General features: G+C 42.1%; 17 protein-coding genes and 1 riboswitch. Of the genes, 4 read left to right on the forward strand and 13 right to left on the reverse strand.

Annotated features, from left to right (window positions below; genetic code table 11):
• Window positions 1-12: 12 nt before the first annotated feature.
• Window positions 13-1,074 (reverse strand): 2,4-diaminopentanoate dehydrogenase, encoded by a 1,062-nt coding sequence (gene ord, locus Ami103574_RS00585; RefSeq protein WP_163064815.1) that lies wholly within the window; start codon window positions 1,072-1,074, stop codon window positions 13-15.
• 349 nt (window positions 1,075-1,423) lie between these two features.
• Window positions 1,424-2,815: a sigma-54 interaction domain-containing protein gene (locus Ami103574_RS00590; RefSeq protein ID WP_163064816.1), complete on the reverse strand. Its 1,392-nt coding sequence runs from the start codon at window positions 2,813-2,815 to the stop codon at window positions 1,424-1,426.
• Between the two features lie 193 nt (window positions 2,816-3,008).
• Here Ami103574_RS00590 and Ami103574_RS00595 point away from each other — a divergent pair, with 193 nt between their 5' ends.
• Both Ami103574_RS00595 and Ami103574_RS00600 read left to right on the forward strand, forming a co-directional pair.
• On the forward strand, window positions 3,009-3,338 hold the full coding sequence (locus Ami103574_RS00595) for an ArsR/SmtB family transcription factor (protein ID WP_163064817.1): 330 nt from the start codon (window positions 3,009-3,011) through the stop codon (window positions 3,336-3,338).
• A 27-nt stretch (window positions 3,339-3,365) separates the two neighbouring features.
• Window positions 3,366-4,043, forward strand: a complete 678-nt coding sequence (locus Ami103574_RS00600; protein ID WP_163064818.1) for a TetR/AcrR family transcriptional regulator — start codon at window positions 3,366-3,368, stop codon at window positions 4,041-4,043.
• A 170-nt stretch (window positions 4,044-4,213) separates the two neighbouring features.
• Here Ami103574_RS00600 and Ami103574_RS00605 read toward each other — a convergent pair whose 3' ends face one another.
• From Ami103574_RS00605 to Ami103574_RS00650, 10 genes are all read right to left on the reverse strand, one after another.
• The gene (locus Ami103574_RS00605) at window positions 4,214-5,470 is read right to left on the reverse strand and encodes an MFS transporter (protein WP_163064819.1); all 1,257 of its coding nucleotides are present in this window, start codon (window positions 5,468-5,470) and stop codon (window positions 4,214-4,216) included.
• A gap of 18 nt (window positions 5,471-5,488) precedes the next feature.
• Window positions 5,489-6,679, reverse strand: coding sequence for a M20 family metallopeptidase (locus Ami103574_RS00610; RefSeq protein ID WP_163064820.1), 1,191 nt, complete (start codon window positions 6,677-6,679; stop codon window positions 5,489-5,491).
• Window positions 6,680-6,870: 191 nt separating this feature from the next.
• Window positions 6,871-8,643, reverse strand: coding sequence for a GGDEF domain-containing protein (locus Ami103574_RS00615; RefSeq protein ID WP_163064821.1), 1,773 nt, complete (start codon window positions 8,641-8,643; stop codon window positions 6,871-6,873).
• Window positions 8,644-9,086: 443 nt separating this feature from the next.
• Window positions 9,087-9,551, reverse strand: coding sequence for an HD domain-containing protein (locus Ami103574_RS00620; protein WP_163064822.1), 465 nt, complete (start codon window positions 9,549-9,551; stop codon window positions 9,087-9,089).
• Between the two features lie 236 nt (window positions 9,552-9,787).
• Window positions 9,788-11,224, reverse strand: coding sequence for a basic amino acid/polyamine antiporter (locus Ami103574_RS00625; protein WP_163064823.1), 1,437 nt, complete (start codon window positions 11,222-11,224; stop codon window positions 9,788-9,790).
• 597 nt (window positions 11,225-11,821) lie between these two features.
• Window positions 11,822-12,301 (reverse strand): 23S rRNA (pseudouridine(1915)-N(3))-methyltransferase RlmH, encoded by a 480-nt coding sequence (gene rlmH / locus Ami103574_RS00630; RefSeq protein WP_163064824.1) that lies wholly within the window; start codon window positions 12,299-12,301, stop codon window positions 11,822-11,824.
• A gap of 4 nt (window positions 12,302-12,305) precedes the next feature.
• Window positions 12,306-13,103 (reverse strand): MBL fold metallo-hydrolase, encoded by a 798-nt coding sequence (locus Ami103574_RS00635; RefSeq protein WP_163064825.1) that lies wholly within the window; start codon window positions 13,101-13,103, stop codon window positions 12,306-12,308.
• Between the two features lie 15 nt (window positions 13,104-13,118).
• Window positions 13,119-13,847 (reverse strand): two-component system regulatory protein YycI, encoded by a 729-nt coding sequence (gene yycI / locus Ami103574_RS00640; RefSeq protein WP_163064826.1) that lies wholly within the window; start codon window positions 13,845-13,847, stop codon window positions 13,119-13,121.
• A 14-nt stretch (window positions 13,848-13,861) separates the two neighbouring features.
• Window positions 13,862-15,355: a two-component system activity regulator YycH gene (gene yycH / locus Ami103574_RS00645; RefSeq protein WP_163064827.1), complete on the reverse strand. Its 1,494-nt coding sequence runs from the start codon at window positions 15,353-15,355 to the stop codon at window positions 13,862-13,864.
• An 82-nt stretch (window positions 15,356-15,437) separates the two neighbouring features.
• Window positions 15,438-15,974 (reverse strand): hypothetical protein, encoded by a 537-nt coding sequence (locus Ami103574_RS00650; protein ID WP_163064828.1) that lies wholly within the window; start codon window positions 15,972-15,974, stop codon window positions 15,438-15,440.
• A 231-nt stretch (window positions 15,975-16,205) separates the two neighbouring features.
• Between Ami103574_RS00650 and Ami103574_RS00655 the strand changes: the two genes are divergently transcribed.
• A complete protein-coding gene (locus tag Ami103574_RS00655; protein ID WP_163064829.1) occupies window positions 16,206-16,757 on the forward strand; it encodes a ribonuclease H family protein in 552 nt (183 codons plus the stop codon).
• A gap of 36 nt (window positions 16,758-16,793) precedes the next feature.
• On the opposite strand, the gene Ami103574_RS00660 is transcribed toward Ami103574_RS00655, so the two are convergent.
• Window positions 16,794-17,936, reverse strand: a complete 1,143-nt coding sequence (locus tag Ami103574_RS00660) for an aminotransferase class V-fold PLP-dependent enzyme (RefSeq protein ID WP_163064830.1) — start codon at window positions 17,934-17,936, stop codon at window positions 16,794-16,796.
• Window positions 17,937-18,218: 282 nt separating this feature from the next.
• A riboswitch (guanidine-I (ykkC/yxkD leader) is annotated at window positions 18,219-18,324 on the forward strand.
• A gap of 64 nt (window positions 18,325-18,388) precedes the next feature.
• Here Ami103574_RS00660 and sugE point away from each other — a divergent pair.
• Window positions 18,389-18,709, forward strand: coding sequence for a quaternary ammonium compound efflux SMR transporter SugE (gene sugE, locus Ami103574_RS00665; RefSeq protein ID WP_163064831.1), 321 nt, complete (start codon window positions 18,389-18,391; stop codon window positions 18,707-18,709).
• Window positions 18,710-18,755 lie beyond the last annotated feature (46 nt).

An 18,755-nucleotide genomic window follows, 5' to 3' on the forward strand; every position in this document is an offset into this window, starting at 1 on the left:
ATTTTCAGTTATTTATTTTACAATTTTGCATTCTTCGTCAATCTGATCTCTCAGGTCGCCCATGATAGCTCTAGGCACTGGAATATCAATCATGGTCTTTAAGCCTGGTCTTGCGTTGATTACGTGTGGAATGGTGTTCAAGATCATTGCCATGGTTCCGATACCACCTTCGATCTCAGGAGTGTTCACCATGTTTACTGGTGGGATACCCTTGATTTCTACATAGTCACCAGTGTGTACGCCAACCTGTTCTGGCTCAATCTGCTGTGGGTGATCCATCTCAATCTTCTTTTCGCCATCGATGTAACCCCAACCCTTCATAGCTACGCCGGCAACCTGTCCAGCCTTAGCAAATCCATATGGAGACTTTCTGTCTACATCTGTTACGATTGGTTCCATATCCTGCTCGAATTTATCCAGCTTCCAACCTAATGCAGTGGTAATCATGCCAACGGATTCAGCAAATCCAACGTGTCCAGCCATAGTTCCCTCAGCCTTTCTCTTGTTGAATTCTTCTACTTCCATGCCGATACCCTGTTCTTCCATTACAGCAGGTCCAAACGGAGATAAGCTGTTTACTCTTCTGGAAACGATGTGATCAACAGTTTCGCAAGCACCAGTCCATAAGATTACCAACAGGTCCATAATCAGACCAGGGTTGATACCTGTTCCCAGAACTGTTACATTGTTCTTCTTAGCGATTTCGTCTAACTTTACAGACAGTTCAGGTTCCTGAGCCTGAGGGAAAGCCATCTCTTCTGCGGAAGTGATAACATTCATGCCTCTCTCCATAACGTATACCAGCTTGTCATATACTTTGCTTGTAAAAGAGTCTGTGCATACAATAACGATATCAGCAGAACCTGGCTGGATTACGTCTTCAGCTGTACCCACGATAACATCTTCTCTGTCGCCTCTTTCGATGCCTGGAACCACTTCATATAAGCTTTTGCCCAGCTTAGCGCCGATGTCGATAGCGCCGACAATGTCGATACCCTTTTTCTTGGTGATCATCTTGCCGATGCCGCCGCCCATAGCTCCAAGACCCCAGAGAATTACTTTTACATTTTCCATAATACTTACTCTCCCTTTCCATTCCAATACAAATTGCTTTAATTAATTAATAGTAATGCTAAAAACTTATGCAACCGGGAGGCTTTATTCGAGATGTGCTGTCTCACCGCCTCGGCACACTATTATAATAAGCAAACTCCGTGCCAACTAAAAAAGATGGCTTGTTTTCAACATTCCCTTATTTTGGACTTTATTTTTCCTGTTTAAAAGTTGTAAATTTTCTGTTTTATTAAAGAAAACCGCAAATATTTTTGCATACATTATGCAAAAATATTTGCGGTTTTTACTATACTGCTATATTTTGCCCAGCTTTTGGACAATTATGCACCTATTTCTATTAATTTTTTACTTATATCTGGTATTTTTTTATCTTATGCTGGAGAGTCTGTCTTTTTATGCCCAGCACCTCTGCGGTCTTAGAAATATTCCCACTAAAGTCTACCATCTTTTCCTTAATAATATTAATCTCCAAGGCTGCCAGGTATTGATCAATACTCATTGCCTCTGGGTCATAAGCTGATTCTACATCAGCCATGGCCACCTCCTGGGGTAACTGGAGGTATTTTTCTGTCAGCACATGTTCTTTGTCAGACAAAGAAACTGCCGACATAATGAGGTTTTCCAACTCCCGCACGTTGCCGGGATAGGGATAGCCTTCCAGCTTTTGCAGGGCTCCGTCAGACAGCATCCACACCTGTTTTTGAAAGCGATGATTGTGCTTTTCCAGAAAATGCTCCACCAGAATCGGAATATCGTCCTTCCTCTCCCGCAAGGGCGGAATGCTGATATTGACAATATTTAACCGATAGTACAAGTCCTTTCGCAGAAGTCCGTTATTGATGAGTTTTTCCGGGGTTTCGTTGACCGTGGCGATGATGCGCACGTCAATGGGAATATCCCGGCTGCCCCCTACCCGTCGGATATAATCTTCTTGCAGCACGCGCAGCAGCTTGCTCTGAAGCTCATAGGGCATAGCACTGATTTCATCTAGCAGTAAGGTCCCCCCATTGGCCTGTTCAAAGAGACCCGCTCGATCTACGGCCCCTGTAAAGCCTCCCCTGGCAGTACCAAAGAGAATCCCTTCCAGCAGGCTTTCTGGCAAGGCCGCACAGTTTTGGGCCAAGAAGGGCTTATTGCTCCGGCTGCTGTTGAAGTGAATGCTCTGAGCCATAAGCTCTTTTCCGGTTCCAGTCTCTCCGTAAATAAAGACGGCGGCATCAGTCTTAGACGCTCTATCAGCAATATCCATCTGGTGTTTCAGCCTTCGGTTCTGGCCAATAATATCTTTAAAGCTATATTTACGAATCTTAGGCCCGGCCACCTTATGCTCCGGAATAGCTTCTCGCTGAAGCTCCAAGACCGTATTGGACAAGGCTTTGAAGTTTGTAATATCCTTGGCAATCTCCAGCGCAGCCACCACGACACCGGAATCGTCTAAAATAGGAATGGTGGTGTTTACGGTGGTGACTTCTTTACCATATCGGTTCAGATAGGTCTGCTGTTTACTGCTGGTAGGCTCTGCCTGCCTCAGCGCACGCAACAAGGTACTTTCCCCTTCTGGAATATGAGAAAATACCGCCCGAAAGGGCTTGCCAATTACATCTTCCCGGTTCGTCTTCTCCAAGTTGGCCATAGCCTGATTGTAGATGATACTCTTTCCGTCAGCATTAACAATGTGAATACCCTCATCAATGATGTTGGCCAGTTCCTGTATGACTTTTTCATATTGCTTCGCGTTCATGTGCCCCCCGTTTTCTCGATAAAAAAATATTTTAAAAATAAATCTTATATTTTCTTTATTGTACCTTAAAACTCATATTAGTGCAAATAAATTTGCACTAAGCTTCTTTTTCCTACTATTGACAAGGCTTCCTCTTCATAGTAAAGTGTATATAGTTAATAAACAATATATAGCTTTATAAGGAGAATGATTCATGCGACTAAGAAAAGATGCGGATTATATGCAGGAAGAAGAAATCGTGCTGGTCGCTCAGGTTTCTGACGCTCTGGCCCACCCGGCCAGAATTAAGATTTACCAGTTTATCATGCAGTGCAATAAGGAGCGCTTGCCGGTCTGCAACAAAGACGTGGTAGCCGCCTTCGATTATTCCCAGGCCACCATCTCCCAGCACATAAAAAAGCTTGTACAAGCTGAACTGGTACAAACTCAGAGCAAAGACAAATATTCCTATTATTATGCCAATATCGGAGTGCTGATGAAGTACCTGAGTGCCACTAAAAAATTCAGTACGTTTCAGGCATAAATTAATACAGACAGGCAGGATATTACTATGGCCAACAAATCTATCCGGCGAGCCCGGATGATTCACTACTTTGTAGATACCGCCACCGCGATTATTCAGGAGGAAGGCATCTCCAACATCACCCTTCGGAAGGTTGCTGACCGAACAGGGTATAACAGCGCCACGCTGTACAATTACTTTAAAAATCTGGATCACCTGGTCTTCCTAGCAGCATTAAAGTGTATGGAACCGTATACTACCAGCTTGTTCCAGCAATTACAGTCGGTGGATTCCTCTCTTGAAAAAAATCTGAAGGTCTGGGAGCTCTTTTGCCTCCATTCTTTTAAAAACCCACAAATATATGAAGCAATTTTTTTTGCCAGCTTTGATCAGGAGGACAACTCCACGTATCTGGCAGAGTACTACAGCCTCTTCCCACCCGATACCAAAGACAACGACAGCACCCTGTCCAGCATGTTAGCCCAGCCGGATATCTACCAGCGAAACCATATCCTCTTGCAGGAATGTGTTGACGAAGGCTTTTTCAATCAGGAAGATGTGCCCGCTATTGATGAGATCACTATATTCATATATAAAGGCCTCTTATCCAAGGTCCTGTCAAACCAGGAGGCTTTCTCGCCGTCAGAATATACTCAGACGGCCATGAACTACATCCGTCACTGTTACAAAGGCTTTTTATGCCCGGAAAAAACCGGCTTTCTCTAAAGTCTTTGCACCAACACAGCCTTCTTAGAATTTTAAATATAGAAAAAATGCCCTCGTGGATTCTGGAATAAATCCAGTCTCCGTCAGGGCACTTTTTCTTTTTTACTGCATTTTTCTTCTAATTTATCAGTTAAAGGAGTAGGGGAACTTTTTTATACCAGCCCGCACATCTATTTAGCGGCGCTGCCTTTTGGATAACACGTTTTCAGAAGCAAGCCCATGACTACCATCAATACGCCGCCAAAGGCCATCATCAGGTAGATATAAGAATAAGCACTGTCACCAAACTTGTCCAACCAACCGCCGCACAAGCTATAAAGCCAAATATCAGCAGAATATCCGATAGCCGAAGCCACTCCTAGAATCGTTCCCGTATACTTGAGAGGAATCTTGGCTTCTGAAACAGGTGTATACAACATTGGAGAAGTCATCCCTGAGAAAAACACCACCAATACCACGATGGCCATGAATGGTATCGCCATGGACTTGCCCAGCGGCATAAAAGCCATAATCAAGGAAAAGATGATAGCACCGATGGCACCCACCAAGACTACTGGTGTAGACTTGCCAATCTTATCTCGGAAAGAGCCTCCAATCGGTCCAGATATCATCTTTACACCGGTTCTAGCTGTCATCGTAAATCCAGTAGCAAAGGTAACAGAGATACCGAAGGATGCGGTCAAATGTGGGTTCACATACGGGATGATACAACGGATTAAGTAAAACCCTAAGGTAAACAGGCCTAAGTAATAGGTGATTGGCATTTTCAATACCTGTCCCAAATGTGCCAGTTTAATAGTCTCCTCTTCACCAACATCTTTTTTCGGATCGAAAGGAACAACAAACAGGACGGCTATGCCAATAACAATAGCCATAACGGCATAAATAATGATGGCACCGCGGAAGCCTACGCCGTATGTAGCTAACATGGTTGTCAGCAAAGCCAGCACGCCATACGTCATTAAAATAGTAAAAATTCCATATGCCGTATCAGCAGTACCGTACAGACGGCCTTGTTCCTCATCGCTGCCTAGAGAACGGATAACTTTTAAGTGCGCTGACCAGTGCAGGCCGGCAGAGGTAAAGCCCATGATCAGATACAGCACAATCAATAGGTTATAGGAGTGAACCATAGAGATGGCAATGGCCACAGCTGCTGTGGAAAGGCAAGATGCTATGACCAGCTTCTTGGCATTAAACCGGTCTGCAAACCACCCTCCGATAAAATAGCCGGGGGTAGCCGTAAGCCCAAAAAAGGTGATTACTTTCCCTAACTCGCCATCTGTCAAGTTATATGCTTCTAAAAATTGATTGTAAAAGTCCGTGGCCAAATACGGGATTAGATATACAATCCACGAAAAGGTCAGTAAAAATACAGATGCGTATTTTTTCCAGCTCACGCTCCTGGTTTCATTCAAGTGTTCCATTACATTGAACCTCTCTTTCTATTCTTCAATAGCCTTTTCAAAGGCCTCTCGTACCCGCTTTCTCAGATCTGCATCGCTGTAAAGCTCCAGCGCACTGCGGACAAAAGTCTCTACGGTCATCATCATCCGCTTCTTAGCCTCGCTGCCGTTGGCATGCTCCAAGAAATCTTCCTCATGAACCTTAACCTTACCATCGGCGATGCCCACATTGCCATAAAGAGTCGGACAGCAGTAGCTGACATTTCCAATATCGGTAGAGCCTGGTACTTCGTCCTCTTGGCTAAGGGCCTCGAATCCAGCCTGTTCCATGTATTTAGCTGCAATGTCTGCCAAAACCGGATTGATGATTAAATCATCGTACGCATTCTCATACTGATTAATCTTTAATTCTGTACCTGTCATGAGAGCTGCCCCTCTGCCGCAGTTCTTGACCTTTTCAAAGACTTCTTGGAAATAGCTTTTTTTAGCTGCTCGCACATAAAACAGACATTTGCAATGATTAGGGATGGTATTAGGTGCTTCCCCGCCTTCGGTGATAATACCGTGTATGCGAACATCGCTCTTGAGCTGCTGACGTAAAAAACTGATGCCATTGAAAGTCAGCTGCACGGCATCTAATGCGTTAATGCCCTCATACGGATGAACGGCGGCGTGGCTCGCTTTGCCGATAAATTCAAATTCAACGGAATCCATTGCCAAGGCCCGACCTCGTAAATTAGAATTTTCATATAAGTGCATTTGGAATGCGGCATCAATGTCATCAAATGCTCCGCTGTTGGCCAGGTCAATCTTCCGTCCAGTGGTTTCTTCCGCCGGGGTTCCAATAACCACAACCTTTCCCTTAAAGGAATCTTTTAGCTTGGCCAAAGCCAAGCCAGCACCTACTGTGGTGGCCGCAATCCAGTTATGTCCGCAAGCATGGGCCGGTTTCTTCTCTGGTCCATAGCCAGGCAAGGCGTCGTATTCGGCTAAAAAAGCAATCCTTGGCGCATTGTCGTCGCCAAACTCTGCGCGAAAAGCTGTTTCCAATCCTTTGTAAGGACATTCGACCTGAAAGCCCTGGTCTCTGAGTAGTTTAGTCAAATAAGCTACCGACTGATATTCCTCATCTCCCAGTTCCGGGTGTTCAAAGATATAGTCACTAATTTCGGCAATCTGCTCTTCCAATTGTTTCAATACCGATTTGACCTGTGTTTCTTGGCGTTCCATGGCACGCTCCTTTCTTCTGGTCACAAAACATTTATGTTTTCATAAAATTAAAATAACATAATCATGATTACTTTTCAACTGCGATTATGTTTTTTCTACAAAAAAAATTAATAAACTTCATTTTTATTCCTGAAATTGTTTTTAAAGTAAAAAATGACCTCTTATCTTAGAAGTCATTTCTTGTGATTTATCTATATTATCTCAATACAGTTGCCACTCTGTCTTTTGCACTTTTTCTTAAGTTGTGCAATATCCTGCGAAAAATCCCCAATATTTTGATAGTTATTTTTTTGATTTGATATTCCTGCAATAGACAAGCTGGCAATTGGAAAGTTTTCCGTCACACCATGGCGATTTTTTGATACAATATAGCCGCTTTCTACGTCCTCATCCCGGTATAACGAAGTAATCTGCGCGGAAAACTTATTTAAGACTAACTGGCAATACTTCTCTGCCTCATGATAATCACAAATAACAATAAAATCATCGCCGCCGATATGTCCTATAAATTCATTTTTTACAGCACATTCTTTTAAAATCTCTGCCACAAGAACAAGCATTTTATCTCCGTTTTCAAACCCGTATGCATCATTAAATGCCTTAAAATTATCAATATCATAATAGGTAATACAATAGGGACTCTGCCCGAAAATGCGACTTAATATTTCTTTTTCAATTAGCAAGTTCCCCGGGAGACCTGTCAGAGGGTTAGAATGCATGGCAATATCGATTTCCACGTTTGTGCATGCATCCAGCAGATCCTTTACGGTTACCATACCAAAATATTTATTTTCTTTTTCCACAAGAATCGGGTTGTAAAGCTGCTCAAAGGGTCTCTGCATAGCGATTCTCGAAACCTGATCAACAGGCATATTGTAATTGACTCTTAAAAAGTCCGATTTCATTAACTGGTTGATAAATTTTTTAGCGTGAAGACTATACCCAAATCTACCGCCAAATACCTCATTTAAATCCGCTCTCGTCATAAATCCTACTGCCTTATCACTTTCAACAACGGCAAATTCAGTGATGGTGGGGTTAATCCTCAAGGTTTCATAAATGCTTTCCACCTTTTCATCAGAGGAAATTGTATATCCAGGTTTGGACAAGTATCCGATTATCGGATAAACGGAGCTTCTAGCATTTTCGCTGTAATTCTTTGCATGATGCCTTTTAATTATTTTAATTTTCTCTGGCGATATATCTTCAAAGGATTCCTGGGGAATGCCTAAAAAATACCCTTGTCCATAATCGACCTTTAAGTTTATAAGTGTTTTTAATTCCTCTTCTGTCTCAATGCCTTCGGCAATTAGCTGAATACCCGCGTTTTTTCCGAAATCAACCATTGCTTTGCACAACAATTGCTTAATTTCGTCCTTGTCGATACCCCGTACCAGATTCATATCCAACTTCATAAGGTTTGGTCTGACACTTGCAATGACGTTCAGTCCCGAATATCCGGCGCCCACATCGTCAATAGCAATTCCATAGTTTTGGCTTTTATAGTGATTAATAGAACCTAAAAACGCGTTACTGTCCAATATGGCAACGCGTTCCGTAATTTCAAAAATGATATTATTGGCATCCAATCCATATTCATTCAAGCGGTTTTTTGTAAACCCCTCTCTAAATTTATTATCATAAATGATATTGGAGTTTACATTCAGGAAGAGTTTTTTTCCTGCATCTATATGAATGGAATTTTCTAATGCTTTTGATCTGCATAACGCTTCCAGCTCCCAAGACTTATTCATCCTGTCGGCTGTACGAAACATATGCTCAATATTCATATGAAACGCCTTATTGGATATTCGGCTGAGTGCTTCATAGCCGAAAGTCTGCCCATCCACCAGTGACACAATCGGCTGATACACCGGTTTAATGTATTTGCCTTCTAAGATTCCTTCCAGAATAGTAGAATCGGTTTGCTCTATAGCATTTACAGTTTTTTGAACAGCTTGCATAACAACACTCCTTTTGTCGGTCATCGCTATATTTAGGTAACTTTAAAGATAGCTTACTAGAATTAAAGTATGTGTACAAGCACAGTGCTGTAAAGAGTAGATAAAATCTTCTTAAAAAAGAAAACCTCCGCATATCAAAAATGATTAGGCGGAGGCTGTTCTTTTGAGCTTTTTACTTTTTAAATTATGAATGAGAGAGAACGTTAGAACTTAAACATCATCATGTTTGATAGATTGTTTTTTCGCGTTCCGATTTTGATTTTGATTCTCCCTTGTGATGGGAGTCTGATTGTTACACTTTTTCATCCGTGATTCTTTATTATCTGGCTGACTGTCTTTTGGCATATAATGCACCTCGTTAATATAAATTGCAGCGGCTTACAATTTATATTCTGCTTCGGCGCCAAGATTATATGCTGTAAAGTAATGGGTTCTTACAAATTCTATTTTTTCAGCAGCCGATCTAACCGGGCTTGTTGTTCCGCCCTAGGCATCTCATATCCGTACTGATGGAAATCCAGCACATCCGCATCTTTTACGATTTCTTCTATTGGGCCGCCAACATCACTCTTATTACTGTGATTTTTTACTGCAATGGATAAAAGCTTAATTTCTTCTGCTGTAAACAAACCTGTCCTCTTCAAAAAATCCTGAACGGGCAAATATCCCGCTTCCGCATGGCCGGCCTGCTTGCCCGTAATGATGCGCCCATAGTCGTGAACAGCACATGCACAAGCTGCTAAACTGGGGTCTATACCTCTCTCCTCTGCCATCAAATAGCCCAGTTTGGCGCAGCTGGAAATATGCACCCGCTCCCAGTCTATCGGCTGATCCCGCTCCGGCACCAACTTTTCATATTTATCAATTTCTTTCAACAGTGCGCTTTGTAGCTGCAATAATATGTGCATATCCAACCTCCTCTTTTAAATCATTATATTCCATAACCTCTTATGTTACAATGTCCATATCATTAAAGGCTATTTATTGTAATGAACCCAATGTAAAACCTGATAAATAATAATTATATTTTGCCACGAAAAAACCGACCTCCCAATCGTTAGATTTTAATCTTCCTTTTGGGGGTCGGTTCAATAAAAATGCTTCTATTTTTTATAAAGTATATAAGTTCTAATGAATCGTTTAATTAGATGCCAATGCTTCCATTTGCTATCATAACGATAGATACGATTGCAAGTGCAACTAGTGCAATAGCAATAATCTTTTCATATCCCTTGTCAAATATAGGATGATTTTTCTCCTTCTTACCTTTGATAAAGATAATAATACCAAGAGTATAAAGAATACTTGAAATAAGCAGATATGTAACGCCTGCTGAATATAACATCCAAAGACCATAAACTGTACCTACTAGGGCAAATATTCTTTCCTTCGTAATAGAGGTACCACCTATGCTCTCAAAGCCCTTCTTATTCATTGTTACCTTTAAATAGAATGCTGCACTAAGTAGGTAAGGAACCATAATCATGTTTGCACTTAGATTATAGAATACCTGGTATGTAGATTCCTGGAAATATACAATGATTAAGAAAATCTGAACAATTCCATTTGTAATATATAGGGAGTTTACAGGTGCTTCCTTTGCATTTGATTTAGAGAAGATCTTTGAAAATACACCCTGTATTGAAGCTGAATATGGACAGTCAGCAGCTATAATTGTCCAGCCTAGCAATGCTCCTGCAATGGATAAGATAACACCAATGTTGATTAAAGCAGCACCCCAAGGTCCAACAGCAGCAGATAAAATTCCAGCCATCTGTGGGTTCCCTAACTGAGCCATATCTGCAGGCCTCATAACACCCATACTCAATACTGCTACCATTACATAAATAGCTAAAAGTCCTAAGAAACCTGTTATGGAAGCTTTACCAACATCGCTTGATCTCTTTGCACGTCCTGATAGTACAACGGCACCCTCAACTCCGATAAATGACCAAACTGTAGCACCTGTTGTAGCCTTTACCTGATCAAGAACAGCTACCGTTCCGTCACCCCAGAAGTTTTCCATAAAAATGGAGGGATCAAATGCTCTAACAAATATAACTGCAACTAAGAATACTGCGATTGGAACCAGTTTACTGATTGTGACAACAATCTGAATACCTGCTGCTTCCTTTACACCGCGCATAACCAAGAAGTTTAGAATCCAAATAATTACTGAGCCGCAAACAATGGATAAAATATTATTTCCGGTACCAAATGCTGGCACGAAAAATCCGATTGCACCAAAGAGCAAGGTGACATATGATACGTTACAAAGAAGTGCACTAATCCAGTAGCCCCATGCTGAATTAAATCCGACAAAAGAACCAAATCCTTCACCAGCATAGCTATAAATTCCGTTTGTTAAATCAGGTCTTATTTTGTTTAACCCAAAGAAACACATCATCAAGGCAAGCATACCAACACCAGCAATGCCCCAACCTATTAATACAGCGCCAGTATGTGCTCCACCGGACGCCATATCAGCAGCACTGGTAAAAATACCTCCACCAATAGTTGAGCCTATGATTACCGCTATAAGTCTGGTAAAGCTTAGTCCATTATCTTTTTCATTATTCATTTTTTGCCTCCTATGCAGAAAACTACTTACCTACTACTTATAAATAATTCCTCTTTGCTTGCAAGCACTTATATATTACGCAACTTTTATGCCAACATATGGAGGCCTTGATTTTTACAGCTTATGAAATATTCTGAAATTTTTGCCCGTCTTTTTTTGTATACTTTATACAAAAATCAAACACCGTTATGCAAATTTATTTGCATAACGGTGCAAATAAATTTGCATATCAAGCGTAGAATTCACAATTTTGATAGATTTAAAACTTTTCTGAAAAATATTCCACTTAATTTCACTTAAAATAATATCATTTTGTTAAAATATTTAATTTTAAATATTGTGACAAGTTAAAAATAAAAACAAAAACTACATTTTACGATAAAATACTGCAAATTTATTTGCACTTGCCTAATTTCTATATAGTTTATTGAGAATTAAAATTTTTATCAGAGCCCAATTATTGTTATATTTTGGTTAATATAGGTGTATCGAGTCAATTCATGTATTCCCCGGGGTAGAGTCTTAATCTACATATTTAAAAAGCATCCAACTAATTTGATTGAATGCTTCTATTCCTTAACACGATACTTTTTGTCTTCACTTATGATAACTCTCGTTTTTATTAATTTTAAATGCCCGATAAACTTGCTCCAGCAAAATGACCCGCATCATCTGGTGTGGAAAGGTCATAGAGGAAAAAGACAGCTTGTAATCAGCCCGCTGGCTGACTTCCCCGGATAAGCCCAAAGAGCCGCCTATGACAAAGACTATATCACTTTTCCCTTCCAATCCCAACTGTTGAATCTTATCTGCCAGCTTTACCGAACTAAGCTGCTGTCCTTGAATCTCTAGAGAAATCACATAGGCTTCCTTCTTAATCCGTTTGAGGATACTTCGCCCTTCTGCCAGCTTTACCGCCTCTTCCTCCGCGGCAGAGGCATTGTCTGGCAGTCGTTCTTCCTTCAGTTCGTCTATTGACAATGTACAATATTTAGATAACCTTTTACTGTATTCTTCGATAGCACTGACCCAATACTTTTCTTTCAACTTGCCGATGCACACTACTGTTATATTCATCTTTTTATACCGTATAAATCATACTGATTTCATCTTTCATCATGGTGGTTAACTGAAGCTGACTGCCCAGATAGTGTTCGGATTCCTCCAACACATTTTTGATTGTCTGATAAGCCATCTCCGGAAAATTGTTCTCCCGGCTCAGGTGGGCTAAGAGTACTCGCCGCGGCTTGCTGCAACACTCGTCCATCAAGCGGCAGAGGCATTCTCCAGCAGACACATTGGACAGGTGACCCGTACGGCCTAAAATCCGCTGTTTCACATTCCACGGATAGCGTCCTACCTTTAACATATTCTCATCATGGTTTGCCTCTAAAGCAAGTAAATCTGCCTGCTTAATTTCATCAAAAATCTCGTCAGTGATGCAGCCGGTATCGGTGACAATGGTAATCTGCTTTTCTGCTGCAAACAAAGAAAAGCCTACTGGTTCCGCCGCATCATGGGAAATAGGAAAAGGCTTCACCCGAATATCACCGATAACAAATTCCTCTCTTGTAATAAAAGTCTTCTGCTGAGCCGCCGGCACCGTATCCCCAATCTGAGTCCAAGTCCCTCGGTTCGCATATGTATGAGTGTCCGGCAGTTTTTTAGATAAAACCCGCAGACTCTTTACGTGATCAATGTGCTCGTGAGTCACCAGAATCCCTTTTACCTGCTCCTGAGGAGTCTGGGTAGCACTGAGCCCTTCCAGAATCTTCTTCCCACTTATTCCTGCATCCACCAGCAAGGCCGTAGTATCGCTCTTTATCAAATAGCAATTTCCACTGCTGCCGCTGGAAAACGAACAAAAATTAAATGACATTTAATTGTTTTCCTTTCACGCCTTATAGGCCTCTATGTATTTCGTCTGTCCCCCATTATAAGTAATCTCCCAGGCCGGAAAAGCCGTATCGGAGATAAGGGATTCCCCATTAAATTCTGAACTGTTCACCCAAAAGACCAGCTGAATTTTTTCTACGTGAATCACCTCTTCTGGCTGCTTCTCGCTCATAAACATCAGCAAAGCTTCTTCTGGCGAAGTAACCTTCAGCTTCTTCTTGCTCTTCGAGTTCAAGGTTAACCGCTGTCTAGTTACATCTGTCACCTTTCCGTTTTTAAAGGATACCTCCATGAAACTATCGCCAATAGCTACTTTTTTATAGCTGTTCTTATAACGAACTACCGCCGTATCGCCATTGGCCATCACCTTATCAAAAAGCAGGCTTTCATTGCTTAACTGGCAATCTGCCAAAAACTGATCCGCCACCGCTTTATAGTCGTCCTCCGAAGCTTTCGTTGCCACTTGATAAATATTCTTCTTCAAAGCCGCTTCAATCAGCTCTTGCTTATCGCCGTTATACTTGATGGTAATGGCCGGCATGTTTTCATATTTATCTGGAATATCCGTATCTACATAAATATCTTTTCCCTGCAGCACCGTAAACAGAGTCTCTTGGTCCATGGGCCTGTCCTCCGTGCTATTTTTTGTCAGATAGGTAAACAGGAGAAACGTATTGGTGACAATAAGGGCCACGATCAAAATATTTTTTGCTTTAGACCAATCCATATATTACTCCATCCCTATTGTACCGCTTGGGTACCTCCCCTTGGTTGACCATCATACAAGTCAAAGTAAAGCAGCGTTCCCTTCGCCTCTACCACCCATACGGGTATCAATTGCAAACTCTTCCCCTTGTCAGCTGCCACCTGGTCCGTCGACTCGGCTGACGGCTTCAAGTATCCAATATACAAGTTATCAATCTGATCGGCCACATCCTCAAACGCCGTTTCTTCTCTCTCTGGCTCCAGTTTCAGCCCTGCCTTTGACAAGATATAGTCGTAATTCATGGCCAACATATTGATGGCCGAAATTCGCTTGGCCTCAGAGCGCTCCGCACCTTGTTCCTGGTCAAAATCAAGCAGCTCTCTCCTATAATAAGATACCTGCCCATCCTGTACTTCTATTATAACCGGAAGATTTTCTTGATAAAACACTTTATTCTTTTCAATCTTAAAACTAAAGACAAATCGATAACTATTCTTTTTATCGTCTATTGACATTGCACTTTTTAGGTACGGGTTAATCGTCTCGCCAGAATCTGTCTTAAAGCCTCCGTGGGCGCCAATATAGCCCAACGCCGTATCCAACGATTGAAAAAAGGACTGCGGTTCTGAACCGGCACTCTTGATTTCTTCCTTATATTCGATGGAACCCTCCACTGGATTAATAACGAGTACCTTTTGCCCATATCCATACATGTAGATAATCTTGCCGTTGGACTCTTCCAGCTTTCTGATAAAGTCCAAGGTCTCTCCAAAGTAAAATTGGGCCAGAGACTCGATAGTATCCTTTTCTGCCGCCGCCATATCAATTCGATAATCCACTGGCACCAAGCCCTCCGGACTCTCTACCGGGATCAAGGTATCATTCGTGCCCTCTGCCCCCAAATACATTTTCAACGGGAAGTAGATGACGGGCTGTTCCTGTGCAAAAATACTCTCTGCCTGCTTCACCACCTCTGTGGACTTGTTCCCCAGCAGCCAATAATACTTCCCCTTACTGCCATCGTAGAGGAAGGTCCCTTCTGCGCTGCCTTCAGAAAAGCAGATTTCTGTTACACTGCTGATATTATCATAGCCCTGAGCTTGATTAATGTCAAACTGCTGGCAAAAATCTGCAAAAGGCAGATTGTAAGAAAAGACCGCTGTCAGCGAGGGGTAGGCCATGGCCGCCTTATATTTCTCTTCCGTAATTTCCTCTACTAAAATATTGGTTCCTTTAGAAAATTCTCGAAAGGCTCCTAATATCTCATCATTCCAAAGAGACTCTTTGCTTGCCCCAGCCAGCAAGTAGTCCTCGTTGCCCCGGCCTAAAATAATTTGATCCGGCAAAATGACCTGCTTGCTAGTCATCACCTCATAATGAGTATTCTCATTGCTGTTGAAGATGAAAGATTCCAGACTCTTGCTGCCCCACAAAAAATATAATAGTAGTACCGTCATCAAGACTAATACTACCAATAAGACATTTTTTAATTTTTCCCTGATATTTGCGTTCATGCTCTCCCCATCCATCTCAGCCGTCCCCCCAGGCTTGACCGCCTTTGACTCAAAGGACCACAATCAAACAGAACTCAACGCTCCCGTTGAGTCTACGTTAATTAAAAATAGATTTAATCAAGTTTTGCAGGAATGTAGCAGTTCCCGACTGGGATGAGTCCAATAATTTGCTTTCCTCTTTATTCTTGATGGTCACATAGCATTTTCGCGAGTAGACGGCCTTATTCTGATAAACCGTGTCTACCTTTATGTAATACACACCCGGACTCCTGTTCTCCAGATTTTTCGTATAAAAGCTTAGATTGTTAGTAGAGGTAAAGCTCTCCCCTGCCACCAGCGGCACGTAGGTTAGCGAACCACCATCTTGATAGGTCCCCTGATTAATCGCCTTCATATCGCTTTCTCCCAGAGCTACCGAACTGTCTCCCGAGACTCTTCGCACTTCATAAACGGAAACCTTGATGGTTTTAGGCTGAGTCAGTTTTATTGATACCAAGAGACTGCTGGAGGTAATGGCGCTGCCGTTTACCGGATTAACTACCGTAACATCTTGATCGACTGCCCCAAAAGACATTGCCACGCTGCCAAAAACTAAAGACAATACGAGCAAAAATACCAGTAAACACTTCTTCAACGCTTCTTCCTCCTTCCTACTTTAATTTGCTTCATTTATCGTCCATATATGCCCATTCTTCTCGGCCACAATTTGGCATAGAGCATAAAATTCACCAATTTACTTTACCAGTATACATGATTATTATTACAACCGTGTTACAGCCGTTTTAAAATGCTTTTACATTTGCAAATCCGCTGCTTTTATTGCATAATGGTAATACTAGAATTTCAAAAGGAGTGGGACAAAAACATGAGTATTTTAAAGATTTATACAGATGGGGCTTGTTCGGGAAATCAGAGTGAAAAGAATGTAGGTGGCTGGGGGGCCGTCCTGGAATATGGCGAACATCAAAAAGAACTTTTTGGCGGTCAGTTGAACACCACAAACAACCGGATGGAAATGATGGCTCTTGTCGAAGCTCTTTCTGCTGTAAAAAAAGACAATCAAACGATAGAAGTCTTTTCCGACAGCTCTTATCTGATGAACTGTTTTCGAGAAAAGTGGTATGAGGGTTGGCTAAAAAATAATTGGATGAACTCCAGCAAGAAACCTGTGGAAAATCGAGATCTGTGGGAACAACTCTTAACCTTGATTAAGGGGCACCGAATTTCCTTCTATAGAGTAAAGGGCCATGTAAATTTGAACAGTAAAACTACAAATTTCAATGCCCTTTACGAAAAATTTATTCAGATTAATGGCGCCAGATTTTCTTTTGAAGATTTTCAATATATCATCCAGATGAACAACCGGGTAGACGCCTTAGCTAATAAGGGGATTAATCAAGTCCGAGAATCCCTGTAAGCTGTCAGGCCTTTACTCCCGATTACCCTCTGTTAATCAGCGGCCTTTTGAAATGCGGTTGACCGCTTCGACGGCTGTTTTGATTTGCTTTTTGGTATTAAAAGGTCCTACACTAAGGCGAACGGCTCCAGTCTCCCACGTTCCGATGGTCTTGTGGGCTAAGCCAGCGCAATGGAACCCAGCTCTTCCTGCTATGCCATAGAGCTCACTCAGTTCATCCGCCACCTGTTCGCAGCTTTTTCCTTTCACGTTAAAGGCAACGATACTAGTCTTTTTCCGGCAGTCTTCTACGCCGTAAACTGTCACACCTTTTATATTTCTCAGTCCTTCGTCTAACAGGCCTGTTAATTCTTCTTCATATTCGTAAATAGTTTTTACTCCCAGCTGCAACAGCAGCTCTACCGATGCACCCAGGCCAATGATACCTGGAGCGTTGACGGTTCCCGCCTCGTAACCTTCAGGCATTTCCTTTGGTGGTTTCCGTTCCTTCGAGAGAGTCCCCGTGCCACCAGGCAAAAGAGGCTCTAATTCAATGCCGTCCCGTACATAGAGAAGGCCTGTTCCCATAGGTCCCAGCAGACCTTTGTGACCGGGCATTGCCAGCAGATCCAAGTTCAGTTCAACTACGTTGATGGGAACGCTCCCCGCCGACTGAGCTCCGTCTACCATAAACAGTAGATTATTCCTATGGGCCAGCTCTCCTATTTCCCGAATGGGCATGATGGTCCCCGTTACGTTGGATGCATGCGTACAGACTATCAGCCGTGTATTCGGCCTGATGGCGGCTTTCACGTCCCTCAGACTCACGCTTCCGGTTCTGTCGCACTTGACAATAGTGTGCTCCACGCCTTTGGTTTCCAACATTTTTAAAGGCCTTAAAACCGAGTTGTGTTCCATAGAAGTGGTGATAACGTGTTCGCCCTCCTTGAGTAATCCCTGCAAGCCCTGATTCAAGGCACCAGTAGTATTGCCTGTAAAGATGATCCTGCTGGGGTCTGGGATATTCAGCAATTTACCCAGGTTCTTTCTGGCCTTGTAAATTTCTTCTCCCGTTTTCATGGACATGAAATGTCCCGACCGCCCGGGATTCCCACAATACTCCGCCATACACCTATACACGGCTTCCAGCATGGCCTTGGGTTTGGGAAAAGAGGTCGCACCATTATCTAAATAAATCATACACCCACTCCATTTGACCTTTCTCTGATTTTAGAGAGCAAAAGGCTCCCCATATGTAATATATGTTTTTCGTTCCGAATATGTGCGAAAATGCACACTTTTTATTACATAGGTAATATACTAAGAGCAATACTGACAAAAAGATTTCTATTTGCATCTGGTTTCACCGACCCTGCCAATACCTGATATCTTCCTTCTTGTCTAAATCCACGGAAAATTTTATGGGTTGACAATGGACTCATTTTTTGATACTTTAAAAAAGTAAACACATGCTAATATAGTTAAAAAGTTTTATAGGGTTCCGCAGCCTTAATATCCAGGGCTGGACTGGTCCGAGATAAAACGTACAGCTTTGCTGTATACACGGAAGGATAAAAGCCTGGGAGATTGTTCATATCTCTCAGGCTTTTTTGTTTTTCCCTATAGGACTCACAAATTGAAAGGAGTATTTTATGCAATGGATTTATTTAGGTGTGGCAGGTGTCCTTGAAATGCTTTGGGCGGTAAGTCTGAAATTCTCTCATGGATTTACCCGGCTGACTCCCAGTATCATCACCATAATAGGTATGATTGCCAGTTTCTATATGCTGTCTCTGGCCCTGAAATCTCTGCCTTTAGGCACTGCCTATGCCATTTGGACCGGGATTGGTACGGTGGGTACAGTGATTTTCGGCATTTTATTTTTTAAGGAGTCTGTAGACCTTCCTCGACTCTTGTGTATCGGCCTTATCGTCAGCGGCATTGTCGGACTAAAGCTTCTGTCTCCGCAGTGATGAACAACTCATCAATTTAAACATATCCAAAACAGAGCCTTTGCAT

Source organism: Aminipila butyrica, from assembly GCF_010669305.1.
GTDB classification, from domain to species: Bacteria; Bacillota; Clostridia; order Peptostreptococcales; family Anaerovoracaceae; genus Aminipila; species Aminipila butyrica.